Here is a 24,807-nt window from a genome sequence, read left to right as displayed (position 1 = left end):
GTGGCACAAACGAAAGAGTCCGTGCGGGCACGGACTCCTGGAGGGGGTTACGCAGGTTCGATCTGGAGGGCGACCCGTTCGCGACAGGGGCATTCGTCCATGTAACGGTGTGCTTCGACAAACTCGGTAAACGGGAAGACCCGAGTCTTGAGCGGCAGCAGCACACGGTCTGCTGTCAGCTGGTTGATATCGCGCAAGGCCCGTTGCAGCGCAGCCTGGTCCTGGGTGATGCCCAACTCCGGCTTGCCGGTGAAGTTGCCGATACAGTGCACAAAGAACTGAATGTTCTTCTGGAACGCTGCGCAGGCCGGGAATGGCGTCTGGTTACCACCTTGCAGGCCGTAGAGCACCAGGCTGCCGCGGGGTGCGAGCACATCGCCGAGCAACGACATCTGTGGGCCGCCGAGTCCGTCGAATACCACCGCCACGCCACGGTTATCGGTGATCTTGTTGATTTGCATCAGCAGATCCTGTTCTTCGGTGACGATGACTTTCTCGGCGCCGAGGGACAGCAGGTATTCACGCTCATCCGCCGTCTTGGTCGCGGCAATCACCCGCACACCCAAGGCTTTGCCCAACTGGACGAACGAAGGTCCGGCGCAGTGACTGGCGTCGGTGACCAGGGCAAATTCCCCGGGCTTGACCCGTGCCAGATCGGCGTAGGCGAAATAGGCGATCAACAGCGGCGTGTAATGCACACTGGCTTCGATCGGAGTCAGTACGTCCGGGTAACGGGTCAGCGCCGAGCGCGGCAGTACGATCTGTTCGCCGTAGACCGGATAGTCGTTGGGGCTCTCGGCCGGGAAGCTGGCGACCTTGTCACCGATTTCCAGGTCATCGACACCCTCGCCGAGCGCCGTGACCACGCCCGACATTTCATGGCCAAGCCCGGAAGGCAGGCGAGCATGGGACGATGCCAGGTTCTGGCGCCAGAGAATGTCGTACCAGCTGATGCCAATCGCCTCGACGCGCACCTGCACTTCGCCTGGCGCAGGCAGAGCGGCCGCATGCTCTTCGCATTTGAGCACCTCGGCCGGACCAAACTTGTGAAAACGGATCGTGCGTGACATCGCAAACCTCGTCAAAAGAAACCTCTAATGCCCTGAACTCTATCCGGGCTTTGTACCCAAGACCATCAGTGGCTATTAATAGTCGACATGCCTGTCATTGATTCCGCAGCATCGACAGGATCAACGGTTGTCGTCGCCGTTCCAGCGAAACTGAATTATTCGGTGCAGAGTAGCAGCCTTTCCCCGTAAGATTCATGCCGGCCATTGTTCTTAAATGGCCGCTCTCGTCAAGCCCAGACTCTGCCAGGACTCCAGATGAATCGTAATGACCTGCGTCGTGTCGACCTGAACCTGTTGATCGTATTCGAAACATTGATGCACGAACGCAGTGTGACCCGCGCTGCGGAGAAATTGTTCCTCGGCCAGCCGGCCATCAGTGCGGCGCTCTCGCGCCTGCGCGGGCTGTTCGATGATCCGTTGTTCGTGCGCACCGGGCGCAGCATGGAGCCGTCCGCGCGGGCGGTGGAGATCTTCGCCCTGCTCTCTCCGGCCCTGGATTCGATTTCCACCGCCGTCAGCCGTGCGGCGGAATTCGACCCGGCGACCAGCACCGCGGTATTCCGCATCGGCCTGTCGGACGATGTCGAATTCGCCCTGCTGCCGATGCTGCTCAAGCGCCTGCGCGCCGAATCACCAGGGATCGTGCTGGTGGTGCGGCGGGCCAACTACATTCTGATGCCGAGCCTGCTGGCCTCGGGCGAGATTTCCATCGGCGTCAGCTACACCGCCGACCTGCCGGCCAACGCCAAGCGCAAAGTGCTGCGCCGCAGCATGCCCAAGCTGCTGCGCGCCGACACCGTGCCGGGACCATTGAGCCTGGATGATTTCTGCGCGCGGCCCCACGCGCTGGTGTCGTTCGCCGGTGACCTGAGCGGCTTTATCGATGAAGAACTGGAAAAGCTCGGCCGCAAACGCCATGTGGTGCTCGCGGTACCGCAGTTCAACGGGCTGAGCACACTGCTCAGCGGCACCGACATTGTCGCGACCGTGCCGGATTACACGGCTGAAGCGCTGACGGCGGCTGGCGGTGTACGGGCTGAAGATCCGCCGTTGCCGGTGCGCAGTTTTGAACTGCACATGGCCTGGCGTGGGTCCCAGGACAATGATCCGGGTGAGCGGTGGTTGAGGTCGCGGATTCAGATGTTTTTTGGGGATCCGGACAGTCTTTAAGTGAATTCCACAGACTTCCATAAAACCTTTTAAAAACAAAAACTTATCGAAAAACAAGTCCATTGCCTTCCGTCAAATTCCACTGGATTCCTGGACACTTGGGGGTATATTTGCGCGTCGTCACCGGTCACGTCCGTGCTGCCCCCCAGATGAGCGCCAGCCACGTTGGTAAGATCTGCCTGCACTATTGAACTGAAGCCCTCACAACCCCGGCGCTGCCTCACCGCAAGTGGCAGCCCGGGAAGCGATGCTTCAGCGTGGGGTTTGGGTCGGACTGCGCTCCTCGAGGATGTCCCCCATGCGCATCTCGATCAGGCTCTTGATCTTTTGATGCGGCAGAATATAGAAGCGGTTTTGCTTCACTGCGTCGAGCGTAATGCGCGCGATGTCGGCCGCGCTGAGCCTCCCGGCCTGCGTCGCCTTGCGCACCTGTTCTTCGTATTTCTCCTTTAGCGGATTAGTGTCAGCCAATTCGGCCGGACGGTTTCGCCCGGCATCGGCGATGCCCGTCGGCACAAAGGCCGGGCACAACACCGACACGCCGATCGAGGCGTTTTCCTCCTGCAATTCAAGCTGCAGGCATTCAGACATCGTCACCACCGCATGCTTGGTCGCACAATAGATCCCGTTGCCAGGCACCGACAGCAGGCCGGCGACCGACGCGGTATTGACGATGTGGCACTGATCCTTTTGCGCCAGCATCCGCGGCACAAAACTGCGGATGCCATGCGCGACGCCCATCACGTTGATGCCGATCATCCACGCCCAGTCCTGCACAGTCGTGGTCCACAGCGGGCCGCCGACCAGAACGCCGGCATTGTTGAACAGCAGGTGCGCGGCGCCGAAGCGCGCGTAGGTCGCAACCGCCAGCTGCTCGATCTGTTCTGCCTGGGCGACATCACATTTCATCGTTAACACGTGCGTGCCCGACGGCAGCAAGTCAACCGTGCCTTGCAGGTTTTTCTCATCGATGTCGGTCAACGCAAGGTGCATGCCTTCGTTGGCACAGACAATTGCCAGTTCGCGACCGAAGCCGCTGGCGGCACCGGTAATAACGGCGACTTTGTTGTGCAGTGGGTTCATGTTTGTTTAAACATCCTGTCCGATCAGATAAAGGCTCGTGGCACTCATTGAAAATTCATCTATAACGTGCTGCACAAGTGCCCTGCATCCACGACTATCTCACTGCCTGTCATGGCGCGACTGGCGTCGCAAGCGAGTAACAGCAAGGCTCAGGTAAAGTCCTTGTGGCCGTCGAGGATCTTTTTCGCCAGGCTCATGCGATGCACCTCGCTCGGGCCGTCGTAGATACGGAATGGACGGATGTCGCGGAAGATCCGCTCGACAACGGTTTCCCCCGTCACACCGCGGCCACCCAGAATCTGCACACAGCGATCGACCACATGCCACAGGGCTTCGGCGCTCAGCACCTTGGTCATACTCGACTCGACATTCCCCCGGCCGCCTTCGTCCAGCACCCAGGCGCAATGCCAGATGGCCAGGCGCGTGCTGTGCAGCGCCATCTGGTTGTCCGCCAGCATGAAGCCGACGCCCTGGTGCTCACCCAGGGTTTTGCCAAACGAATCGCGGGTTCGCGCATAGTCGCAGGCGATATCGTGGGTACGGCGGGCAGCGCCCAGCCAACGCATGCAGTGAGTCAGCCGCGCGGGCGCCAGGCGCACTTGCGCATAGCGAAAACCCTTGCCGATTTCGCCCAGCACATCGGTGGCCGCAATCCGCACATTTTCAAAACGCAGTATTGAATGGCCGCCTGCAAAGCAGCTGTCCAGGGTCTTGAGTTGCCGTTCGTGGATAATCCCGGGCGTGTTCATGTCGGCCAGGAACATGGTCGCGGAGCCGTCTTCCATGCGCGCCATGATGATCGCGAACCCGGCACCGTCAGCCCCCGTAATCAGCCATTTACGGCCATTGATGATGTAGTGGTCGCCGTCACGCACGGCAACGGTCTTCATCATCGATGGATCGGATCCTGCGCCAGGCGCAGGCTCGGTCATGGCAAAGCAGGAGCGGATTTGCCCATTGACCAAAGGACGCAGCCAACGATCTTTCTGGGCCGGCGTGGCCACCTCGTCCATCAGGTGAATGTTGCCTTCGTCCGGCGCATGGATATTCAGCGCAATGGGGCCTAAAGGTGAATAGCCGGCCTCCTCGAAGACGATCGCTTTGGCGAAGTGGCTCAAGCCTGCACCGCCCATTTCGCGACTGGCATGCGGGCACAACAGACCGGCCTGACGGGCTTTGTCCAGCAGCTCTTGACGCAAGTCTTCGGTGGGGCCGTGAGACGTGAGCCGCGCATCGGTTTCCATGGGGATCACCTGCTCGGCGATAAACGCGCGAGTCTTGTCGCGCAGGTCCAGCAATTCTTGGGGGATCGTGAAGTTCATGGTGGTCCTTGGTTCTGTACGACTAGGGGCGTTGTTTGGTAAGAGGTGCGAGCTGCGCGTGGATGCGTTCCATCACGGTTTGGCGCTGGCTTGCCTTGGGGAGGTCGTAAGGCGTCAGGTTCACGACACGGACGTAGCGGCGCAGGATGCGACCTGCCTGCATGTCGATATCGATGATGTTCAGACAGGCGTTGTCCTGCTCCAGGCCCGCGGCACAACCGCGCGCCCCACCCAGGGCCCAGCCCAGCAGCAGGCGATTGACGGCGTCATGACTGACCAGCAGCAAGCTCTGCCAGTCGGGCTCGGCCAGGACCTCCTCGAAGCGGGCCATGATGCGGCTGCCGAAGTCGCTCCAGCGCTCCCCGCCCATAAAACTGCCGTCAGGCTCGGCGAAACTGTCAAAGGCGTAGCTGACCTGCTGTTGCATTTGTTCAGGCGCAATCTCGCGCAGGCGGCCGGCACGAACTTCCCGTAGCTGCGCGCATGCCTGGAGCTCAATCGGGTGATCACCCAGCAACCCTTCAGCGGTCTGCCGGGCTCGCGGGTAATCGGAGCACAGCGCACGGTCGAAACTGACTGACGCCAGTACCTGCGCCAGCTGTCGTACCTGATCTTCTCCCAGGCCAGAGAGCGGCACGTTGCGCGGATCCAACGGCTGGCCGTCGGGCGAAAAATAATCCACATGACCATGGCGTACCAGGTAGCAACGACGACGATAGACAGGCTGGGTACTCATTGGCCGAGCGCCTTCGGATTGCTGATGGACAGCCGCGCCTGAGTGATCGCCGAGAGCGCCAGGAACAGGCGATCCTGATCACTCCCGGACTCATCGAAACGGCCCTGGCGAATAGCCTGGCAAAGGGCCTGGCGGGCATCCGTCAGTGACGCCTCGCTATCGTCCAGCAGTGCTGCAAGCAGCTGAGCCTCGACTGCATCCGCACGCTCGCCGTCACGGCACTCGCGCCCGGCAATCGCCACGGCATTGGCGACCATCAGCGCCTTGTAGCGCAAGCTGTCCGGTAGCTGTGGTAATAACTCACTGAGCAGGGTCTGGCGGGCAATCGCCAGCAGTTCACTCGCATCGGGACGGATGTTCATCGGCGCAGCCCTCCAGTCAAACGCAATATGTCCAACTCCAGTTCAGGGATCAGCCTTCCCGTCAGCGCCAGTTCCAGCGAGGGCTCCTCACCGGACAAGTGCCGCTGGGCTTGCTGCAGGGCGATGACCGCCCAACGCAACGTGGCCATGACCTGCCAGAAAACCAACTCGTCGCGCTCGAGACTGAGCGGGGAAACCTCGCTGTAACCGCCCATGAAGTGTTCCAGCGTACCGATGCCGCCGGCCTCCAGATCAGGCCGGGCGAACCGCCAGCAACGGGCGGTGAACCAGCCGATGTCTTCACGCGGATCGCCCCAACCGGTGAATTCCCAGTCCAGGACCGCTTGCAGCGTGCTGGACTCGGCCAGGTAGTTGCCGGTGCGGAAATCACCATGGAGCAAACACAGGGCGGCACTTTTCGGCGCATTTGATTCACACCAGCGCAGCCCCCACTCCAGCACTGGCTGAAACACCTCAAGGCGGTCGATCACCACGCGGTGGGAGTCAATCGAAGCTTGCACCGATACCTGCTGCGGGTCGCCAAGGAAATCCAGTTGAGCCTTAGCAGGCAAGATGCGATGAATGCGCGCCAGGTTGGCGCCCAGGTCAGCCACCAACTGTGGATCGCCTTCAGCCCCCAACTGGCTGGTGAGCCTGTGACCGGCGGCGATGCCGGACACCCACTCCATGATGAAAAATGCTCGCCCGTGCACCGAGACGTCTTCGCACAGCCAGAGTGGCTGCGGCACTTTGACGCCAGCCCGGTGGACCGTACTCAGCACCGCGAATTCCTGCGCGCGGCTCAGGCTCTCCTGTACCGCCGATTGTGCGTCGCTGCGCAGGACCCAGCGCTGGCGACCCGCATACGCGCCGCCCTCCACGCTCACGTCCAGCAACCAGTTCTCCTGGATAGCGCCACCAGACAGGCGCTGCTGATGTTCGAGGGTGACCCGTTGCGCGCCAGCCTGGACGCAAAGGAAGGTTTCAAGCCTGGTTTTTTTCAGCTGTTCTTCGGGCTGCGGCACTGTCACCGCTGCTACGTTCGGACCTCTCATGAATCGCCGCACCTGACTTGTTGGATTTATCGTAGGAATTAAAGATGGCAGCTTCGCTTTAGCAATTGCCGGGCCAGTTTTTTCATCCCGTGGCGATAGAGCGTTCAACCCCCGGGAACGCGGACTCTCCAGCCATCCAGCCCGGTGCTGGCAGCACTTCGCATGAGCCCTCAACGTTGCAATTTAGAAACAACTCCAGTCATATATGACACCCACTTGAAACACCAGAAAGAGCGCGCTTGCCATGCAGCCCCGCAAACCCCGGATCATCGTCCTGATCAGCCACCTGGAGCACCCACTGCAACTAAGCCATCTGGCTCGGGTGGTGAACAGCGTGCTGCCTGACTATTCGGCCGAAACCAACATCCGGGTGCTGGACACCACCGTCGAGGAGGCCCTGCAACTGGCTCGCGAGCTGGAGAAAAACAACGAGGTCGAAGTGTTCGTCTGCGCAGGCGCTACCGCTGCCTACTTGCGTAGACACCTGACTCGGCCAGTACTGTCGATGCGGGTGGGGGGCGCCGATCTTCTGCGAGCCCTGGAACAAGCGCGACTGCGCTCACCGCAAATCGCAGTCCTCAGTTACGCGCGGATCAACGCCGACCTCGACTCGATGGCGGCGCTGTTCACGGTGCAGATCCACCAAGCGTGTTACATCACGCTCGAAGAAGCCCGGCAGGCGGTGGAGCGCGCTCGCACCCTTGGCTGCCAGACGGTGATTGGCTCATCAACCGTGGTGGAACTGGCGGAACGGGCCGGCCTGCACGGGGTGCTTTCCTTGAGCCAGGACACCGTGCGCAAAGCGCTGGAAGAGGCGCTGGGAATCCTGCACAGCCAGCGCATCGAGATCGCTAAACGCCGGCATCTGAACGGTGTGTTGCAGCACATTCCGACAGGCGTTGCAGCCGTGGACAACCTGGGCATCGTGCAATCGCTGAACCCTGCGCTTGAAGCGCTATTGGGCATGCCGGCAAGCCGGATGCTGGGCCGCCACCTGCAGGAGCTCTGCCCGGAACTGGCGTTGGACGACGTGCTGCGCGGCGGCGCCTGCGAAGAGAACACAGTGATCCGCCTGGGCCAGAACCTGGTCGTCAGCAATATCCTTCCGATCCTGGAAGACGGCCAACGCACCGGACTGGTGTTGACTTGCCAGGACATATCGGCGGTACAACGCGCCGATCAGCGCATTCGTTCGACGCACCGCCCTGGCGGATTCTCGGCCAAATACCGCCTTGAGCAAATCAGCGGCAATAGCCAAGCCACCCGACAGTTGCTGAAGCTGGCTGAGCGCTACGCGGCGACCGCCTCTACCGTGCTGATCACTGGCGAAAGTGGCACCGGCAAGGAGTTGCTGGCGCAAGGCATCCACAATGTCAGCAGCCGCCAGCGTGGCCCGTTCGTTGCGATCAATTGCGCGGCTTTTCCCGAATCGCTGCTGGAAAGCGAACTGTTCGGCTACCAGGAAGGCGCCTTCAGCGGTTCGCGCAAAGGCGGTAAACCCGGCCTGCTCGAAGCCGCCCACCGCGGCACGCTCTTTCTCGATGAAATCGGCGACATGCCGGTCTCACTGCAGACCCGCCTGCTGCGCGTTCTGCAAGAGCGCGAAGTCCTGCGCCTTGGCGCAACAGAGCCGATCAGCATCGACATCCGCATCATCGCTGCCACCCATCAGGACCTCTCTCAAGCCATCGAAGCCGGGAGGTTTCGCAACGACCTCTACTATCGCCTGAACATCCTGCGCCTGCAGACGGTGCCGTTGCGTGAGCGCAGCGAAGACATCGTCCACATTGCTCGCGACATTGTGCATCGCCTGAACGCAGACAATCCTCCTTCGCCATTGCAAGAGCGACTGCTGGACGCACTGCTGCCCAACCTCATGACGTATCACTGGCCCGGCAACATCCGCGAACTGGAAAACATCATCGAACGCGCCACCCTCTCGGCCCAGGATCTGTTGCAAGGCACAGCGATCGATGACCTGGGTCTCGCCCTGGTGATCCCCGAGTTGCTGAACCGTCAGGCCTTGCCCCAGGCTCCAGACCCGGCAGCACCGCCAATCACCGACTTGAAAAGCGTCGCCAAGGAAAAAGAAAAGCAGTACGTACGGCAAATGCTCAATGCCTGTGACGGCAATTTGGCGCAAACGGCGACTCGACTGGGCATCAGTCGATCTACGCTTTGGAGGCGGCTCCAATAGAAACGGCATCGCTGCTTCGGTGACGCAAGCCTGGCTCGACACAGGGCTCGCTCACCGGGCCGTCATCTCCACCCCCCACGCACTTTTTCCACCCGTAAATCCACCTTGGACTGGAGGTATCGCGCACCCGGCCTTGCTAAAAAGACGGCCATGTCATTACTGCCCCAAGGATCGCTCCATGCCCCGCTATCAAGCCCCTCAACGTGACATCCGCTTCGTCGTACATGAGTTGCTCGACCTGCCCGCCCATTACCGCCACCTGAAAGGCTGCGAGGTGCTTGATCCGCAAGTTTTGAACGCCATCGTCGAGCAAGGCGCCAGGTTCGCCGAAGAGGTGCTGTCACCGCTCAACCCGGTCGGTGACCAACACGGCTGCCAATGGCAAGCCGGCCAGGTCAGCACCCCGCCCGGCTTTGCCGAGGCCTATCGGCAGTTCACCGACAATGGCTGGCAGGCCCTGGACAAAGATCCACACTACGGTGGCCAGGGCCTGCCACCCTCCGTGGGTTGCGTGATCAGCGAGATGCTGTTCAGTGCCAACCACGCCTGGGCCATGTACAACTCCCTGACGGGAGGCGCTATCAGCACCCTTGGCACCCATGCCAGTGAAGCGCTCAAAAAGCGTTTTCTGCCGCCACTGATCGAAGGCCGCTGGAGCGGCACCATGTGCCTGACCGAGGCCCACTGCGGCTCCGACCTCGGCCTGTTGCGCACCCGTGCCCTGCCCCAGGCCGACGGCAGCTACCGCATCACCGGCAGCAAAGTGTTCATTTCCGCCGGTGATCACGATCTGACCGAAAACATCCTGCACCTGGTGCTCGCGCGCATCGACGGAGCTCCGGCCGGGGTCAAGGGCATCTCGCTGTTCCTGGTACCGAAGGTCACGGTCAACGCCGATGCCAGCCTGGGCGCTGCCAATGGCGTCAGCTGCGGCTCAATCGAGCACAAACTGGGCATCCATGGAAACGCCACCTGTGTGATGAATTTCGACAATGCCAGTGGCTACCTGCTGGGTGAGGCCCACCGAGGTCTCAATGCCATGTTCACCTTTATCAACGAGTCACGCCTGGCCGTGGCCCAACAAGGTCAAGGACAGGCTGAGTCGGCCTTCCAGGGTGCCCTGGGTTACGCCCGCGAACGCCTGCAGATGCGTGCAACACCGCGCCTGAAGCCAGAACAGGCAGCCGACCCGATCATCGGGCACCCGGATGTGCGGCGCATGCTGCTCACTCAGAAAGCCTATGCCGAGGGCGGGCGGATGCTGAACTATGCCTGCGCCCAGCTGGTCGACCTGATGCACCACGGCGACGCCTCTGAGCAAATCGCGGCCGAACGTCGCCTGGCACTGCTCACACCCATCGCCAAGGGTTTCCTGACCGAGGCGGGTAACGAAGCCGCGCAACTGGGCATCCAGGTGTTCGGCGGGCACGGCTACATCCGTGAATCGGGCATGGAGCAGATCGCCCGCGACGTGAGAATCACCTCAATCTACGAGGGCACCAACTGCATACAGGGCCTCGACCTGCTCACCCGCAAGGTATTGGCCGACAATGGCGAGGCGCTCAATGAACTGCTGACGGAAATCGAAACCTTCTGCCATACAGGTCAACCATCTGCGGCACTGGCCCAAGCCTTGGCCCAGCAAATCGTGGCCTGGCGCGAGATCAGCCACTGGCTGAGCCAGCAGAGCAAAAACGACGCTAGCGTGATCGGTTCCAGCGCCGTCGATTACCTGATGCTGGCTGGCTACTGTGTGGTGGGATATTACTGGCTGCGGGCTGCAACACTGGCTGAGCGCCAGCTGAGCACAGGCAGCACCGAGACCGATTTCTACGAGGGTAAGCGCGAGACTGCACGCTTCTATATGCAGCGCCTGCTACCAAGAGTCGCGCTGCACCGGGTGCTGATAGAAAGTGGCAGCGCCAATCTGATGGACATCGGCGAAGCGGCCTTCGCACAATAACCTCAAGCTGGCACTGGCCGTCCACCCCGGGGGGGGACACAATAAAGTCGTCCGATAGCAGAGTGTGGGAAATACACAATGGCGCTGAACCAGCCCTCGATCCAACCGAGCAAATTACGCTCGGCGCCCTTGCCCTCCCGCGCAATTGTGCGACCGCAGTTGCTGCAACGCCTGCAGGCATCTGCCGAGCGCGGTTGCCTGCTGACCCTGATCGCAACCCCCCTCGGTTATGGCAAAAGCACCCTGCTTGCCCAGTACGCCGCCAGCCTGAGTGCACCCTGGGCCTGGTACCGCTGTGATGCCAGCGACAATCAGCCACTGAGTTTTCTGGCGCACCTGAGCAGGCTCCTGCAGCTGCCCTTGCCCGAGCGTTCGCTGAGCACCAGTGATGAGCCGTTACTCTGGGCCGCGATCCTCACGGACCTGGAACAGCGTCATGAACGCTTCACGCTGTTCTTCGATGACCTGCATCTGTTACGCGCCAAAGGGTCTTGCCGCTACCTGGACGAATTGCTGCGGCACGCCCCTCCCCATCTGCGGCTGATGGCGGCATGCGAAGGTACGCCGGCCCTGAGTCTCACTCATCTGCGCCGGGATGATCGGCTGCAGATACTGGACGCGCAGAGTCTGGTACTCGACAGCATGGAGGTCCGGGAACTGGCCACCGCACGCGGTGTGGCGCTGAGCAGTGACAGCGGTTACCACCTGTTAGCCGGCAGCGAAGGCTGGATCAGCGGCATTCTGTTCGGCCTTGGCAACCATGATCAGCCTGCGCACCCGATCACCCGTGAGTCCCTGGAAACAGGTTTGACGACCCCCGCCAGTGTCGACTACACCGCCCGGTTTCTGCAGGAAGAAGTGCTGCGGCACCTGCCCAATGAACTCCTGTCCTTTCTCGAGCGCACTTCGGTCGTCAACACCTTCGACTGCGAACTGGCCGTCAAACTGAGTGGGCAGAGCAACGCACCTCAGTTGATTCGACAATTGCAGCGCCAGGACGTGTTTATCCAGCAACGCAGTGGCGAACGCTTGCCCTACAGCTATCACCCAATGCTGCGGCGCACGCTGTATCAGCGCCTGCGCCGCCGAGATCAGCCACAACTTTTCCGCCTGCACCGGATGGCCGCAGACTGGCTGCAGGAACACCGCTGCTATGCCGAAACGGTTTATCAATTAGGTCGTGCCAGAGAGTTCAACCGCCTGCTCGCGGTGATCGAGCACCACAGTTTCGACCTTTTGCGTGAGGGCCGGGTCAAGTCCATCGTCGACTGCCTCGCCGATGTACCGGGCGAGATCGGGATCGATCATTTCACCCTCGCAATCACCGAAGCCAGTACGCTCATCGTCACCAACGACATTGACCGTGCGAGCGTCTGCATGGCGCAACTGCAGCGGTTATTGCACCGCCAGGTGATCCCTGAAAAGCACCCGGAGCGTGTGCATCAGACCCTGGCTTTCCTGCGCAGTCGCCTGGCCTTTCTGGGGGGTAACTTGAGTCACGGCCTGGACATTGTCGACAAGGCGCTGCTGCAGTATCCGCAAACCAACGCGGCTACCGCGGTACTGCTGTTCAATCGCGCCAGTTGCCTGTTTGCCCTGGGACAATTGCAGGCTGCCCGACAGGACGCGCAGCGCGCATTGACTGAACTGCAAACACTGGCGCTCAGCGGCTACACCAACAGCGTGCAGATGCTGCTCGGCCAGATCGAATTGGCCCAAGGCACGCCCGAACTGGCCCACAAGCGTTTCCTGGCCCTCGACCAGCCGCTACCAGCGAACGTGCCCCGCAGCTTTTATGACCTGTACCGGCATCTGGGGCTGGGGTTAGTCCTGCTGCAACAAAACCGCCTGGCGCAGGCGGCCCAATGCCTCAACCAGGCGGAGGTCATTGCCTTGCATTTTCCTCATAGCGCGGGCTTGCCATGGGTACTGCACTATCAAGCGTGCATTTTGGCGGCGCAAGGCAACCTGCCTCAAGCCCGCGAGCGCTGGGATGAAGTCCGGCGACTCACTCGCGAGTTCAAACTGTATGCCCTGTATCGCCAGGCCAGCGCCTGTCGCGCCCGGCTTGCAGTGCGCGAGGACGATCAAGCCTTCATCGCCCAATGGCTCAAAGACTGGCATTGGTGCCAGCGGCGCTATGACCATGAGCTGCAACCCGAAGAGTGGCTGGCTTATGCCTGGGTCCAGCGTTATCTGGGCCAGCACCTGGCCGCCCAGAGCATTGTCAGCAACCTGCAGGAACAAGCGCGGGCGGAGGATAATCAGCAACTGCAGGTTGACCTGTATCTGCTCCAGGCCACCCTGCATGAAGATCACGACGAACGCAGCGCCACCCTCGCCGTTCTTGAACAGGCGATGCAATTGGCGGCCCGCCATGGCTTCGGTCAATTGCTGCAGCACGAAGGTCGCCCATTGGGCGAGCTGTTCAAGCAACTGCTCAACCCCAATACCCGGCGCCAGCTTGAACTGCAACAACCCCCGCCGTCGCGCGAACAGTTGATCTTCCTGCCGCGCCCCCCGTCCATCCCCGCGGCCGATGAAACGCCTGGGTTACTGGAACCCTTGACCCGCCGCGAGCAGGACGTGCTGCGCCGAGTGGCCCGAGGCCAGGGCAACCCGCAGATCGCCGAAGGCCTGTATATCAGCCTCAGCACGGTCAAGACCCATATCAACAACCTGTTCCGCAAGCTGGATGCCAACGACCGTGACAGTGCCTTGCAAGCGGCACGCACCTTGAAATTGATCGACTGAGGCTCGCGCCTCCACCCTCATCAAAGCGGCTCCACCCCTAAATCCACCTCAGGTAGGACGCGCGGAAAATCGACGCCTGCTAAAAAGTCGATCCATGCGCTGCCTGATGGATCCCTCGTCCATGGCGCGCTTTCCTGCATTCGACGAGAGCCGCCATGACCGACCTGTTACTCAATGAACGCGATCTGAGCTTTCTGCTGTACGAACTGCTCGACACTGAGGCGCTGTTGCAGCGCCCTCGCTATGCCGATCATGATCGCAACGTGTTTGCCGCGACCTTGAACACCGCACGCCAAGTGGCAGCGCAGTATTTCGCCCCGCACAACCACAAGGGCGACAGTCAGGAACCGACCTTCGACGGCCAGCGAGTGCAGTTGATTCCCGAAACCAAAGTTGCCTGGAACGCGTTTGCCGAGGCTGGTTTCCTGGCCGCTCACCACGATTTCGCCGACGGCGGCCTGCAGCTGCCAGAAGTGCTGTTACGGGCGTGCATGGCCTATTTCAATGCCGCCAACGTCTCGACTGTCGCCTATTCGTTCCTGACCATTGGCGCGGCCAACCTGGTGAGCAATTTCGCCAGTCATGAACTGCGTGAGCGCTTCTTGCCGCCCATGCTCGATGGCCGCTTCAGCGGCACCATGGCACTCACCGAGCCTGGTCAAGGCTCGGCACTGGGTGACCTGAGCACCGTGGCGCGACCCGCAGCCGATGGCAGTTACCGGGTATTCGGCCAGAAGATGTTCATCTCCGGGGGTGACCACGAACTGACTGAAAATATCGTGCACCTGGTGCTGGCCCGTATTGAAGGTGCACCACCTGGGGTCAAGGGTATTTCGCTGTTCCTGGTGCCCAAATTCCTGGTCAATGAAGATCAGAGCATCGGCCCACGCAATGACGTGGCGCTGGCGGGCCTGCTGCACAAAATGGGCTACCGCAACACCACCTCCACGGTGCTCGGTTTCGGCGAGCACGGGGGTGCCGTCGGCTATCTGCTGGGCGAGGCTCACAAAGGCCTGGGCTATATGTTCCAGATGATGAACGAGGCGCGCATCGGTGTCGGCCTGGGTGCGGCCAGCCTGGCCGTTCAAAGCTATCTGCATGCACTGGATTACGCCCGCGAACGCCCGCAAGGTCGCTTGCCGGACAACAAAAACCCGCTGGCACCGCAGGTGCGGATCATCGAGCACGCCGATGTACGCCGCATGCTGCTGCAACAAAAAGTCTATGCCGAGGGCAGCCTGGCCTTGTGCCTGTATGCCAGCTCGCTGGTTGAAGATGCCCACAGCGCCGCCACCCCACAAGCACGCCACGACGCCGCTGAATTGCTCGATCTGCTCACCCCCATGGTCAAGTCCTGGCCGTCGCGCTACGGCGTGATTGCCAGCGACATCGGCATTCAAGTCCTGGGGGGTGCGGGCTACACCCGTGAATACCCACTGGAGCAGTACTACCGCGACAATCGGCTCAACCCCATTCATGAAGGGACCGAAGGCATCCAGGGACTGGACCTGCTGGGACGCAAATTGGGTCCAAAGGGGGGTGAGGGCTATCGACTGTTTCTCGCCGTCGTGCGCAACAGCCTGGTCGAGGCCCGCGACGATGCCGCCTGCGCACCACTGGCCGGTGCGCTGCAGGATGCCCTGGGCATCCTTGAACGGGTAACCACTGACCTGCAGGCCCGGGTCGCTGCCGATGCCACGGCCGGCCTTGCCAATGCCACCGCCTACCTTGACCTGTTCGGACGGGTGCTGGTGGGCTGGCTATGGCTGCGCCAGGCGCTGCTCGCCAGTCGCGCACTGAACCACCCAGGGCTTGGCGCCGACAACAGCGAAGCCCACTTCTATCAGGGCAAATTACAGGCTGCCCGCTACTTCATGGACTGGGAGCTGGCGCCGCTCGAGGCCTGTGCGCGGCTGTTGAGCGCGGGTAATCGCCTCTGCCTCGACATGCAGGACCGCTGGTTCTGAATCCATTCCTACACTCATTTCAACGATTGCAAGGAGACGCTCCATGAGTGCCCTGATCCACTATCAAGTCGACAGTCAATTGGCCCTGATCGGCCTGTCTCACGCGCCGGTCAATGCCCTCGGTCAGGCAATGCGTGCCGAGCTGCTGCAAGCCTTCGAGCAGGCGGCTGCCGACCCGGCCGTGCACGCCATCATCGTGCATGGTCACGGCTTGCCCTTTAGTGCCGGTGCCGACATCAACGAGTTCGGCAATTCGGCGGCGTTCGCCAGCCCTCACCTGCCTGACATACTCCAGCGCCTGGAGCAACTGGACAAGCCGCTGATTGCCGCGATCTCCGGCCTGGCCCTGGGCGGTGGCCTGGAACTGGCCCTTGCCTGCGGTTACCGCATCGGCGAACCCAATGCCCGTTTTGGCCTGCCGGAAGTCAAACTGGGGCTGATTCCTGGCGCCGGCGGTACCCAGCGCTTGCCCCGTCTGATTGGCGCGGCACAGGCGCTGGAGATGATCGCCAGCGGCCAACCGATCAATGCTCGGCAAGCATTGGAGCAAGGCTTGCTCGAACGCCTGGCCGGCAGCGCCGAGAGCCTGCTGGACGAGGCTCGCGCATGGGCCCGTGAACTGCTCGCCTGCCACGCCCCGGCCCGCCCTTGCCCTGCCTATCCGAATCCGGCCAGCGGCCTGCCGGATGATTTCTTCATTCAATACCGCAGCGCCAACGAGCGCCGCTGGAAAGGCCAGCTCGCTCCACAACAGGTGCTGGCCGCACTCGAAGCCGCCTGCACCCTGCCGCTGGCCGAAGGCCTGGCGCAAGAGGCCGAACTGTTCCGGCAAGTCGAATCATCCAGCCAGTCAGAATCCCTGCGGCATGTGTTTTTCGCCGAGCGTGAAGTTGGCAAACTGCCGGGAGTGGATGCCCAGACGCCGATTCGCCCCATCAACAAAGTCGCCATCATTGGCGCTGGCACCATGGGCGGCGGCATTGCCATGTGCTTTGCCAACGCGGGCATTGCGGTCACCTTGCTTGAACTCAAGCCTGAAGCGCTGGACCGTGGCTTGCTACAGATCCGCAACAACTACCAGATCAGTGTCAAGCGCGGCAAGTTGACCGCCGAGCAACTGGAACAGCGCATGGAGCTGCTTCACGGCACCCTCGACTATGCCGAAATCGCCGATGCCGACCTGGTGATCGAGGCCGTATTCGAAAGCCTGGCCGTCAAGCAGCAGGTGTTCCGTACCCTGGATGAAGTGTGCAAGCCTGGAGCAATCCTCGCCAGCAACACCTCGACCCTGGATGTCGATGCCATTGCTGCTGTCACCCGCCGGCCGCAGGATGTCGTCGGCCTGCACTTCTTCAGCCCGGCCAACGTGATGCGCCTGCTGGAAGTGGTGCGCGGCCAAGCCACGGCAGCCGATGCACTGGCCACCACGCTGAAGATCGCCAAGCACATCGGCAAGATCCCGGTGGTCTCCGGGGTGTGCTTCGGCTTCATCGGCAACCGCATGCTCGAACCCTACTCCCGTGAAGCTCATCGCCTGTTGCTCGAAGGTGCCAGCCCGGCACAAGTAGACAAGGTACTGACCGATCTCGGACTGGCCATGGGCCTGTTCAGCATGTCCGATCTGGCCGGCATCGACGTTGGCTTCCTGGTGCGCGAATCACGCCGTGATGTAATCGAGCAAGACCCCGGCTATTGCAAGGTCGCCGACGCACTCTATGCCCTCGGTCGTTACGGACAAAAAACGGCGCGGGGCTTCTACATTTACCAGGGCCGTGAGCGCGTTGAAGACCCCGAAACAGTCACGATTGCCGAGGACATCGCAGGCGACTTGGGGATTGAACGACGCGCTATCAGCGACCAGGAAATTCATGATCGGTGCCTGTTGATGCTGATCAACGAAGGCATCCAGCTATTGGACGAAGGCATCGCTCAACGCAGCAGCGATATCGATCTGGTCTGGATCAACGGCTATGGCTTCCCGGCCTGGCGCGGCGGCCCGCTGCACTATGCCGAGACACTCGGCCTGGATGTGCTGCTGAGCCGCATCCAGCACTACCGCCAGAGCCTGGGGGCTTATGGTCAGATGTGGCTCCAGCCTGCCCCGCTGCTCGAGCGCCTGGTCGCCGCCGGCAAGACCCGGATCGAGAAAATTTGCTAATCGAACAGCGCTGATTTTTTTGCGCGGCCATCAACCGATGGCCGCCCTCACCCTGCACAGGACATTTGAAAATGCGTGAAGCCGTCATCCTTTCCACCGCCCGCACGCCGATCGCCAAAGCCTTTCGGGGCGCGTTCAACAACCTGAAATCACCGAGCATGGCCAGCTACGCCATCCGCGCAGCCGTCGAGCGTGCCGGTATCGAAGCCGGCGAAATCGAAGACCTGGTGATGGGCACCGCCATGCCGGCCGGGACCGCTGGCTGGAACCTGGGCCGCATGGCCGCATTGGCGGCCGGCCTGCCCACCAGCGTGAGCGGTCAGACCCTGGACCGTCAGTGCGCCTCGGGCCTGATGGCCATCGCCACCGCCGCCAAGCAAATCATGGTCGACGGCATGCAGGTCACCCTGGGCGCCGGTCAGGAACACATCAGCCTGGTGCAGAATCACCATATGGAATGGGCCATGGCCGAGCAAGATGCTCAGGTCGTCCGCAACGCCGTGCATGCCTATATGCCGATGCTGCAGACCGCCGAATGGGTCGCCCAGCGCTACGGCATCAGCCGCGAAGCCCAGGATGCCTATGCCCTGCAGTCGCAACTGCGCACCGCCGCGGCCCAACAGGCCGGGTTGTTCAGCAACGAGATTGTGTCGGTCACCACCACCAAACAAGTGGTCGACAAGGCTACCGGCTCTGTCAGTTACGAGCAGGTCACCTTGCACCAGGATGAAGGCAATCGCCCACAGACCGTGCTGGGCGACCTGAGCAAACTCGAGCCGGTGATCGACGGCGGCTGCATCACCGCCGGCAATGCCAGCCAACTGTCGGACGGTGCCAGCGCCTGCGTGCTGATGGACGCACGCCTGGCCGAACAACGTAACCTGGCACCGCTGGGCCTGTATCGCGGGATTGCCGTGGCCGGCCTGGCCCCGGAAGAAATGGGCATCGGCCCGGTGCTGGCGGTGCCCAAGCTGCTCAAGCAACACGGCCTGACGGTGGACGATATCGGCCTGTGGGAGCTCAACGAGGCCTTCGCCTGCCAGGTCCTGTACTGCCGTGACACCCTGGGCATCGATCCGGACAAACTGAACGTCAACGGCGGTGCGATTGCCATCGGCCACCCGTACGGTATGAGCGGCGCACGGATGGTCGGCCATGCCCTGCTGGAAGGCAAACGGCGCGGTGTGAAATATGTGGTGGTCACGATGTGCGTCGGTGGCGGCATGGGTGCGGCCGGCCTGTTCGAGGTGCTGTGATGGACATTTTCAACAGCTTTTCCCTGGCTGGAAAAACCGTACTGGTCACCGGTGCCTCCAGTGGCATCGGCGCACACCTGGCTCGGGTGGCGGCGCAGGCTGGCGCCCGAGTGGTGCTGGCGGCTCGGCGCCTGGAACGTCTGGGCAACGTGGCTGAAGACATTCAGCGCGAAGGCGGCCAGGCCCTGGCCGTGACACTCGATGTCACGGATCGGGCCAGCGTCGAAGCCGCCTTCGATGCCGCCGAAGCGGCATTCGGCGTGGTCGACGTGCTGCTCAACAACGCCGGCATCGGCAACGCGCAACAGGTACTGAACGTCAGCGAGGAAGATTGGCGGCAGATGCTCTCGACCAACCTCGATGGGGTCTGGCGTGTTGCCCAGGTCGCTGCGCAACGCCTGGTCAAGGCCGGGAAGCCCGGCAGCATCGTCAACATTGCCTCGATACTGGGCTTGCGTGTTGGCACCGGCTATAGCCACTACTGCGCAGCCAAGGCCGGCGTGGTCCAGTTGAGCAAGTCACTGGCCCTGGAGCTGGCACGCTATGAGATTCGCGTGAACGCCATCGCACCGGGCTACTTCAAGACCGAAATGAACGACGACTACTTTGACAGCGACAAGGGCCAGGTTTACATCCGCGACAGCGTACCCATGCGCCGTCTGGGTGAGCTGCAGGAACTGGAAGGGCCATTTCTGCTGCTGGCCAGCAACGCCGGCGCCTTCATGACGGGCGCGGTGTTGACCGTGGATGGCGGGCATCTGGTCAACCCGCTGTGATGGGTTGACCGGGCATTGCGCTACAGCACACGCCCCTGTCCAGCCGTTATCAACGGTTGTACAGGGGTCACGGTCGGCCAATGCGTCAGAGGTCGGCGACCGGTGCACATGACAGCCGATGCCAAGCCCGACAAAATGCTCGTCTGTGCTGAAAAACTGGAGCGCCTGCGGGCGCTGTGCGAGGAGCAAGCGCGATGAATTTCAGAAAAGCCCTCGCGGGCATCGACTGGAAGAAATGGGCTAACCGTGGGGCGCAGCTCGGGTTCGCCCTGGCGGCGATCGCCGGATATTACGGGTGCCACCCCTGAAGCTTCAGCACCGTGACCCTGCGTGAATGGTCGCCTTTTGGTCGAAGCTTTGCCACATCGCCATACCCCAGGCTGCAGGGGAAATGGGTTTTCCAAAATCGGCCAAAAGCTGCACTTAAGCAACGCCATGCACAATCCGGGATCAAAGGTCATGGATTGTCATGAATTGAAAAAGCGTTGTCGCCCAATGAAATGCTGGCCGCCCCCCCTTCTATAAACTTCTCAAGATCTGCGTGGCAAGCCGTGCCTTTCTGCGGCTCGCCCGGCCGCTTGCCCGTAGCCCTACAACTTCCGGGCCCCGTCTTGGGTGCCTTACCGGGTGTCATAATGAACAAGAAAAATAAAGACCTCTCCCAGCAAACTGCAATGCACACGTTGAGCCTGAATCCGGTGCTCGGTCCTCGCCGGCGCGATCTGCTCGGCACCGCCCGCATGGTCCTGCGACAAGTGTTGAAGCAACCCGTGCATAGCGCTCGGCATATGGCGGCATTCGGCGTTGAGCTGAAAAATGTCCTGCTCGACCGCTCGCAGCTCAAGCCAGCGGCGGGAGACAAACGTTTCGACGAGCAGACCTGGCAGCGCAACCCGCTATACCGTCGCTACATGAAGACTTACCTGGCCTGGTGTCAGGAGATGAACGACTGGATCAGCACCAGCAACCTTGGCGAACAGGACGCTCATCGTGGTCAGTTCGTCATTGGCCTGCTGACCGAGGCGATGGCGCCGACCAACACCCTGGCCAACCCGGCAGCGCTCAAACGCTTCTTTGAAACCGGCGGCAATAGCATTCTGGATGGTTTCTCGCAGTTGACCCGGGACCTGATCGAAAACGGCGGCATGCCGAGCCAGGTGGACAAGACGGCTTTCGAGGTGGGCCACAATCTGGGCATCACCGAAGGTGCGGTGGTGTTTCGCAATGAGTGGCTGGAGCTGATCCAGTACACGCCCCGTACCGAGCAGGTGCAGGCGCGTCCATTGTTGGTGGTACCGCCACAGATCAACAAGTTCTACCTGTTTGATCTGACGCCGGAGAAGAGCCTGATCCGTTTTCTCCTCGACAGCGGTATCCAGACCTTCGCTGTCAGTTGGCGCAATCCGGGCAAGGCACAGCGTGAATGGGGGTTGTCCAGCTACGTAGAAGCCCTGAAGGAAGCGATCGACGGGGTTCTTGCGATAACCCGCAGCGCCGACCTGAACACCTTCGGAGCCTGTTCCGGAGGCTGCACCCTGTCCTCGCTGTTGGGCCACTACGCTGCCCTGGACGAGAAAAAGGTCAATGCCTTTACCCTGGGGGTCAGTATGTTGGACATACGTCCCGACACCCAGGTCGGGCTGTTCGCCGACGAGAAGTCGCTAGTGGCGGCCAAGCGCCGTTCCTATCAGGCTGGCGTGCTGAAGGGTCGCGAGCTGGCCAAAGTCTTCGCCTGGATGCGCCCCAATGACTTGATCTGGAATTACTGGATCAACAACTACCTGCTTGGCAACGAGCCGCCGGCATTCGATGTCCTCTACTGGAACAACGACACAACCAACCTGCCGGCCACGCTGCACGGCGAATTCATTGACATGTACCAGACCAATCCGCTCGCCCGCGCCGGTGCTTTGGAGGTCTGCGGCACACCGATAGACCTCGGTCAGGTCACCAGTGACTTCTACTGCATCGCAGGCCTGACCGACCACATCACCCCGTGGGACGCCTGCTACCGCTCCATGCATCTATTTGGCGGTCAGGGCGAGTTCGTGGTGTCCAACAGCGGCCATATCCAGAGCATCCTCAACCCGCCGGGCAACCCCAAGGCGCGCTTCATGACCGGCAGCGAGCTGCCAGTCGAGGCTCAGGAGTGGATGGAAGCGGCCAGTGAACAGGCGGGTTCCTGGTGGCCCCATTGGCTGGCCTGGCTGCAGGCACGCTCGGGCGATCGCAAAAAGGCTCCCCGTAAACTGGGCAACAGGGCTTATGCCGCTGCTGAGGCTGCGCCGGGTACCTACGTGCATTTGCGCTGAATCTGCGGTCGGAAGGCGAGCAGTGGCGTTAGCGCAGCAGTTCGATGTTCTCGTCGATTCGCCCTTGAATGGTCTCCAGGGTGTCTTGGGTGATCATGCATGGGTACATGTTCCCGGCGATGGCCGCGAACTGGCTGGCGACGCGGCAAACTCTGTCAATGATGTCGCCAGCAGTCTCCACCAAGACCTCTGCTTCGCCTGCAAGTCTGAGCATTGCATCTCGGTCAATCTCCAAGGCCTCGCCCATCACGTCCATCTGGTGATAACCGCCCGGCCCCTCGCAGAAAGTCACGTCGTAGGCCGGCGCCAGCTGCCAGGCACCGGACGGCGACATGACGAAGGCGAAGTTTTTGGGGTGATCGTCTCGGTTGTTGAACGCGACATTGAAGACGGCACGCTCGAAGGCGATGGCTTTCTCTCGCACGTCGTTGGTGCACATGTGTGTCGCACGCAAGAAGTTGACATAGTCCAAAGACCCCGGCGACTTGTAGTCGGCCCCGGTAAAGGCTGCAAGGCTTTGCATGGGCACGCGTTGACCGTCTATACGATCAAAGCGTTTACTCGCGAAGGCTGCCAGCCCGTTGGGCAGACTGAAGTGCTGCGTGTCCGGGGTCTGGATGCCGCACATGCGCAAGCACTCGGCATAGACCATTTCGATAGCACACACCTCGGGATGTTCTTCTTTTGCCGGGAACTTGATCAGCCAGGCTTCAAAGCCCGGCTTGGCGGCGGTGGTAAAGGCTCCAGTTTGAGGATCGCGATAGACCAACGCCTTGGGTCTGGCACCTTGAGGCGAGCCCCCTACGAGCATCAACGTCTGCAAAAACTCCCCACCTTCACCCTTGAGAACTTCCTGAACCTCAGCCGCAAGAAGCTCAAGAGGGATATGCGCTCGCGGCTCCTGCCCCTCGGGCGCCAAGGGTTCGAACGACATTGCGCCCATGGCATTGTTGCCAATATAGGCCAGCCGTTCCAAAGGTCCTATGCGCGCGGTATTGAGGCCGCGGCGCCTGAACAACCGGTCCATCAGCAGCATGCCCCAACCGTCCGGCAATGAGTCATAGACAGGCCCTGGCAGGCCTAACTGGTGGGACGCAAAGCCTCGACGTAACTGGAGCCCCTCCAATGGAAGTGTGTAGGACGACAGCTCCAGACCTCTACGCTTCGCTTCATTGCTGAACTCAAACACAATCTGTGGGCGACCGGTGATGGCGGTCGTAGACACAAGCGTGCCCCACAGCCAACGCTCACCCCAACCATCGTAGTAGACGTCAACTTGCTTAAGCATCGTCGGACTTCCTCCTGGCACGATGACGATTGGCACTGCTTTCGTATCGGCGAATGTCTTCAAGGCTGTCCAGCTTTGGCAAGAACAGCCCTTCAAGCTCCTTGGTTCGTCCAAGGACCATGGCCACGCGGACCACATTCTCGAACCCGACATTGCGCCCGGCTTCGAGGTTGGACACGGTATTGGTCCCGATACCGGCGCGACCGGCCACATCGGCTTGCGTCATCTGCAGAGCCAGCCGCTCCGTGCGCAGGCGCTCACAGAGTCGCTTGACGATCTCACTCGGCTTACTGAAGCTTAAATCCAACATAGCGTGCTTTCCGTCGTAAAACACAACTTAATACCCATAACTATAGAATTAACCAACATTCAGTTCAAGACTCGCCACGCCTTTCACCCCCGGTCACCCGCCACAGAAATTCAAAGCGTCATTATCGGCCGCAACAGCGCCTGCCCCTCATACAACGTGGACAAATACCGCTCGCGCATCTCCTCGACGGTCATGCGCGAGGTATGGGTGGTGAGTGTCAACGTCGCTTGCAACTGCCCTGCCCGATCTATCAGCGGCACGCTCAGTACCCGCATGCCCACTTCATATTCCTGATCCACCAGGACATAACCGCGCTCGCCCGCCAAGGCGATTTCTGCGCGAATTTTCGCCTCATCGGTCACCGTATAAGGAGTAATGGCTTGTGGCGGATTGCGGGCGAAATACATGTCGAGCGCCTCGGTTGACAGGCTCGCCAGCCAGAGCCGGCCACTGCCCGTGCAATACATCGGTACCCTTGATCCAGGGCGGATCGACATTGAGGTGATATGGCTGTAGCGGCTGCGCACGATATGCACGATGTCATCACCGTCGCGAACGCCCACCGATACGTGCTCCTGGGTCGTTCGCGCCACCTGTTCGACGATGGGCCGCAGCATGCGCGGCAACACCGCCGAATCGACATAAGCCTGGCCGATACGCAATGCCTTGGCGGTCAGCCAATAATAACGGCCATCGGTTTGCGCAAAGTCGTCATGCACCAGCGTCAGCAAAAAGCGCCGCGCAGCACTCTGGGTCATGTCGGCCAGTCGGGCAGCCTCGGGCACACTCAGACGCGGATGCTCTTGGGAAAACAGCTGCAACAACGCCAGGCCCTTTTGCAGGCCGACGATCAAATCCCGAGCGTGAATGGTCGGCTGCTTCATCAATTCGCCTTCTGAATTGCATATTGAATGCGATTATCGCACTCAGGCTGCGATTATCAACGTTTTTGGCCCTGTAACTGATTGTTCGCAACCTGCCCCCGCTTGCAGTATCGGCTGCACAACACAGCCAATAAGCGGGAGTTC

The 24,807-nt window shown here is 61.2% G+C and carries 18 protein-coding genes; 9 read left to right on the top strand and 9 right to left on the bottom strand.

The window, feature by feature from the left end:
- Positions 1 to 47: 47 nt before the first annotated feature.
- The gene (locus F8N80_RS24960; RefSeq protein WP_150784912.1) at positions 48 to 1,070 is read right to left on the bottom strand and encodes a zinc-dependent alcohol dehydrogenase family protein; all 1,023 of its coding nucleotides are present in this window, start codon (positions 1,068 to 1,070) and stop codon (positions 48 to 50) included.
- A 255-nt stretch (positions 1,071 to 1,325) separates the two neighbouring features.
- On the opposite strand from F8N80_RS24960, the gene F8N80_RS24955 reads away from it, so the two are divergent.
- Complete coding sequence (locus F8N80_RS24955; RefSeq protein ID WP_150744611.1) at positions 1,326 to 2,240, top strand: LysR family transcriptional regulator; 915 nt, start codon at positions 1,326 to 1,328, stop codon at positions 2,238 to 2,240.
- Positions 2,241 to 2,492: 252 nt separating this feature from the next.
- Here F8N80_RS24955 and F8N80_RS24950 read toward each other — a convergent pair whose 3' ends face one another.
- The 5 genes from F8N80_RS24950 to F8N80_RS24925 all read right to left on the bottom strand — a co-directional run bounded on the left by F8N80_RS24950 (position 2,493) and on the right by F8N80_RS24925 (position 6,798).
- Complete coding sequence (locus F8N80_RS24950; protein WP_150784911.1) at positions 2,493 to 3,323, bottom strand: SDR family NAD(P)-dependent oxidoreductase; 831 nt, start codon at positions 3,321 to 3,323, stop codon at positions 2,493 to 2,495.
- 149 nt (positions 3,324 to 3,472) lie between these two features.
- On the bottom strand, positions 3,473 to 4,645 hold the full coding sequence (locus tag F8N80_RS24940) for an acyl-CoA dehydrogenase family protein (RefSeq protein ID WP_150784910.1): 1,173 nt from the start codon (positions 4,643 to 4,645) through the stop codon (positions 3,473 to 3,475).
- A 22-nt stretch (positions 4,646 to 4,667) separates the two neighbouring features.
- Entirely contained in the window at positions 4,668 to 5,381 is a 714-nt protein-coding gene (locus F8N80_RS24935) for a histidine phosphatase family protein (RefSeq protein ID WP_150745513.1), read from the bottom strand.
- Entirely contained in the window at positions 5,378 to 5,743 is a 366-nt protein-coding gene (locus F8N80_RS24930) for a DUF6285 domain-containing protein (protein WP_150745514.1), read from the bottom strand. The genes F8N80_RS24935 and F8N80_RS24930 overlap by 4 nt, the downstream gene beginning before the upstream one ends.
- On the bottom strand, positions 5,740 to 6,798 hold the full coding sequence (locus F8N80_RS24925) for a phosphotransferase family protein (RefSeq protein ID WP_150784909.1): 1,059 nt from the start codon (positions 6,796 to 6,798) through the stop codon (positions 5,740 to 5,742). Before F8N80_RS24925 ends, F8N80_RS24930 begins: the two co-directional genes overlap by 4 nt.
- Positions 6,799 to 7,042: 244 nt before the next feature.
- On the opposite strand from F8N80_RS24925, the gene prpR reads away from it, so the two are divergent.
- The 8 genes from prpR (at position 7,043) to phaC (ending at position 22,181) form a co-directional block, all read left to right on the top strand.
- On the top strand, positions 7,043 to 8,995 hold the full coding sequence (prpR, locus tag F8N80_RS24920; protein WP_150784908.1) for a propionate catabolism operon regulatory protein PrpR: 1,953 nt from the start codon (positions 7,043 to 7,045) through the stop codon (positions 8,993 to 8,995).
- 178 nt (positions 8,996 to 9,173) lie between these two features.
- Positions 9,174 to 10,958, top strand: a complete 1,785-nt coding sequence (locus F8N80_RS24915) for an acyl-CoA dehydrogenase C-terminal domain-containing protein (RefSeq protein WP_150784907.1) — start codon at positions 9,174 to 9,176, stop codon at positions 10,956 to 10,958.
- Positions 10,959 to 11,036: 78 nt separating this feature from the next.
- On the top strand, positions 11,037 to 13,712 hold the full coding sequence (locus F8N80_RS24910) for a LuxR C-terminal-related transcriptional regulator (protein ID WP_191632978.1): 2,676 nt from the start codon (positions 11,037 to 11,039) through the stop codon (positions 13,710 to 13,712).
- 155 nt (positions 13,713 to 13,867) lie between these two features.
- A complete protein-coding gene (locus F8N80_RS24905) occupies positions 13,868 to 15,679 on the top strand; it encodes an acyl-CoA dehydrogenase (RefSeq protein WP_150784906.1) in 1,812 nt (603 codons plus the stop codon).
- A 43-nt stretch (positions 15,680 to 15,722) separates the two neighbouring features.
- The gene (locus F8N80_RS24900; RefSeq protein WP_150784905.1) at positions 15,723 to 17,837 is read left to right on the top strand and encodes a 3-hydroxyacyl-CoA dehydrogenase NAD-binding domain-containing protein; all 2,115 of its coding nucleotides are present in this window, start codon (positions 15,723 to 15,725) and stop codon (positions 17,835 to 17,837) included.
- Positions 17,838 to 17,908: 71 nt separating this feature from the next.
- Complete coding sequence (locus tag F8N80_RS24895) at positions 17,909 to 19,093, top strand: acetyl-CoA C-acyltransferase (protein ID WP_150784904.1); 1,185 nt, start codon at positions 17,909 to 17,911, stop codon at positions 19,091 to 19,093.
- Entirely contained in the window at positions 19,093 to 19,869 is a 777-nt protein-coding gene (locus tag F8N80_RS24890) for an SDR family NAD(P)-dependent oxidoreductase (RefSeq protein WP_150784903.1), read from the top strand. The genes F8N80_RS24895 and F8N80_RS24890 overlap by 1 nt, the downstream gene beginning before the upstream one ends.
- Before the next feature lie 635 nt (positions 19,870 to 20,504).
- On the top strand, positions 20,505 to 22,181 hold the full coding sequence (phaC, locus tag F8N80_RS24885) for a class II poly(R)-hydroxyalkanoic acid synthase (RefSeq protein ID WP_191632977.1): 1,677 nt from the start codon (positions 20,505 to 20,507) through the stop codon (positions 22,179 to 22,181).
- A 28-nt stretch (positions 22,182 to 22,209) separates the two neighbouring features.
- Here the strand turns inward: phaC and F8N80_RS24880 are convergent, their stop codons facing one another.
- The 3 genes from F8N80_RS24880 to F8N80_RS24870 form a co-directional block, all read right to left on the bottom strand.
- Positions 22,210 to 23,469, bottom strand: coding sequence for a type II toxin-antitoxin system HipA family toxin (locus tag F8N80_RS24880; protein ID WP_150745522.1), 1,260 nt, complete (start codon positions 23,467 to 23,469; stop codon positions 22,210 to 22,212).
- Positions 23,462 to 23,779 carry a helix-turn-helix domain-containing protein gene (locus F8N80_RS24875; RefSeq protein ID WP_150745523.1) on the bottom strand — a complete coding sequence of 106 codons (318 nt, stop codon included), beginning with the start codon at positions 23,777 to 23,779 and terminating at the stop codon, positions 23,462 to 23,464. Before F8N80_RS24875 ends, F8N80_RS24880 begins: the two co-directional genes overlap by 8 nt.
- A gap of 110 nt (positions 23,780 to 23,889) precedes the next feature.
- Positions 23,890 to 24,663, bottom strand: coding sequence for an IclR family transcriptional regulator domain-containing protein (locus F8N80_RS24870; protein WP_150784902.1), 774 nt, complete (start codon positions 24,661 to 24,663; stop codon positions 23,890 to 23,892).
- Between the last annotated feature and the right edge of the window lie 144 nt (positions 24,664 to 24,807).

It is taken from the genome of Pseudomonas fluorescens, from assembly GCF_902497995.1.
GTDB classification, from domain to species: Bacteria; Pseudomonadota; Gammaproteobacteria; order Pseudomonadales; family Pseudomonadaceae; genus Aquipseudomonas; species Aquipseudomonas fluorescens_BK.
Note: the sequence above shows the minus strand (reverse complement) of the source record. Positions and strands in the feature narration are given on the sequence as shown.

Bases quoted from the DNA above. Each gene is read 5' to 3' on its own strand.
- prpR (WP_150784908.1), top strand. From the start codon at position 7,043: ATGCAGCCCCGCAAACCCCGGATCATCGTCCTGATCAGCCACCTGGAG.
- F8N80_RS24915 (WP_150784907.1), top strand. From the start codon at position 9,174: ATGCCCCGCTATCAAGCCCCTCAACGTGACATCCGCTTCGTCGTACAT.
- F8N80_RS24950 (WP_150784911.1), bottom strand. From the start codon at position 3,323: ATGAACCCACTGCACAACAAAGTCGCCGTTATTACCGGTGCCGCCAGC.
- F8N80_RS24905 (WP_150784906.1), top strand. From the start codon at position 13,868: ATGACCGACCTGTTACTCAATGAACGCGATCTGAGCTTTCTGCTGTAC.
- F8N80_RS24935 (WP_150745513.1), bottom strand. From the start codon at position 5,381: ATGAGTACCCAGCCTGTCTATCGTCGTCGTTGCTACCTGGTACGCCAT.
- F8N80_RS24940 (WP_150784910.1), bottom strand. From the start codon at position 4,645: ATGAACTTCACGATCCCCCAAGAATTGCTGGACCTGCGCGACAAGACT.
- F8N80_RS24930 (WP_150745514.1), bottom strand. From the start codon at position 5,743: ATGAACATCCGTCCCGATGCGAGTGAACTGCTGGCGATTGCCCGCCAG.
- F8N80_RS24895 (WP_150784904.1), top strand. From the start codon at position 17,909: ATGCGTGAAGCCGTCATCCTTTCCACCGCCCGCACGCCGATCGCCAAA.
- F8N80_RS24910 (WP_191632978.1), top strand. From the start codon at position 11,037: ATGGCGCTGAACCAGCCCTCGATCCAACCGAGCAAATTACGCTCGGCG.
- phaC (WP_191632977.1), top strand. From the start codon at position 20,505: ATGAACAAGAAAAATAAAGACCTCTCCCAGCAAACTGCAATGCACACG.
- F8N80_RS24870 (WP_150784902.1), bottom strand. From the start codon at position 24,663: ATGAAGCAGCCGACCATTCACGCTCGGGATTTGATCGTCGGCCTGCAA.
- F8N80_RS24925 (WP_150784909.1), bottom strand. From the start codon at position 6,798: ATGAGAGGTCCGAACGTAGCAGCGGTGACAGTGCCGCAGCCCGAAGAA.
- F8N80_RS24900 (WP_150784905.1), top strand. From the start codon at position 15,723: ATGAGTGCCCTGATCCACTATCAAGTCGACAGTCAATTGGCCCTGATC.
- F8N80_RS24890 (WP_150784903.1), top strand. From the start codon at position 19,093: ATGGACATTTTCAACAGCTTTTCCCTGGCTGGAAAAACCGTACTGGTC.
- F8N80_RS24880 (WP_150745522.1), bottom strand. From the start codon at position 23,469: ATGCTTAAGCAAGTTGACGTCTACTACGATGGTTGGGGTGAGCGTTGG.
- F8N80_RS24955 (WP_150744611.1), top strand. From the start codon at position 1,326: ATGAATCGTAATGACCTGCGTCGTGTCGACCTGAACCTGTTGATCGTA.
- F8N80_RS24960 (WP_150784912.1), bottom strand. From the start codon at position 1,070: ATGTCACGCACGATCCGTTTTCACAAGTTTGGTCCGGCCGAGGTGCTC.
- F8N80_RS24875 (WP_150745523.1), bottom strand. From the start codon at position 23,779: ATGTTGGATTTAAGCTTCAGTAAGCCGAGTGAGATCGTCAAGCGACTC.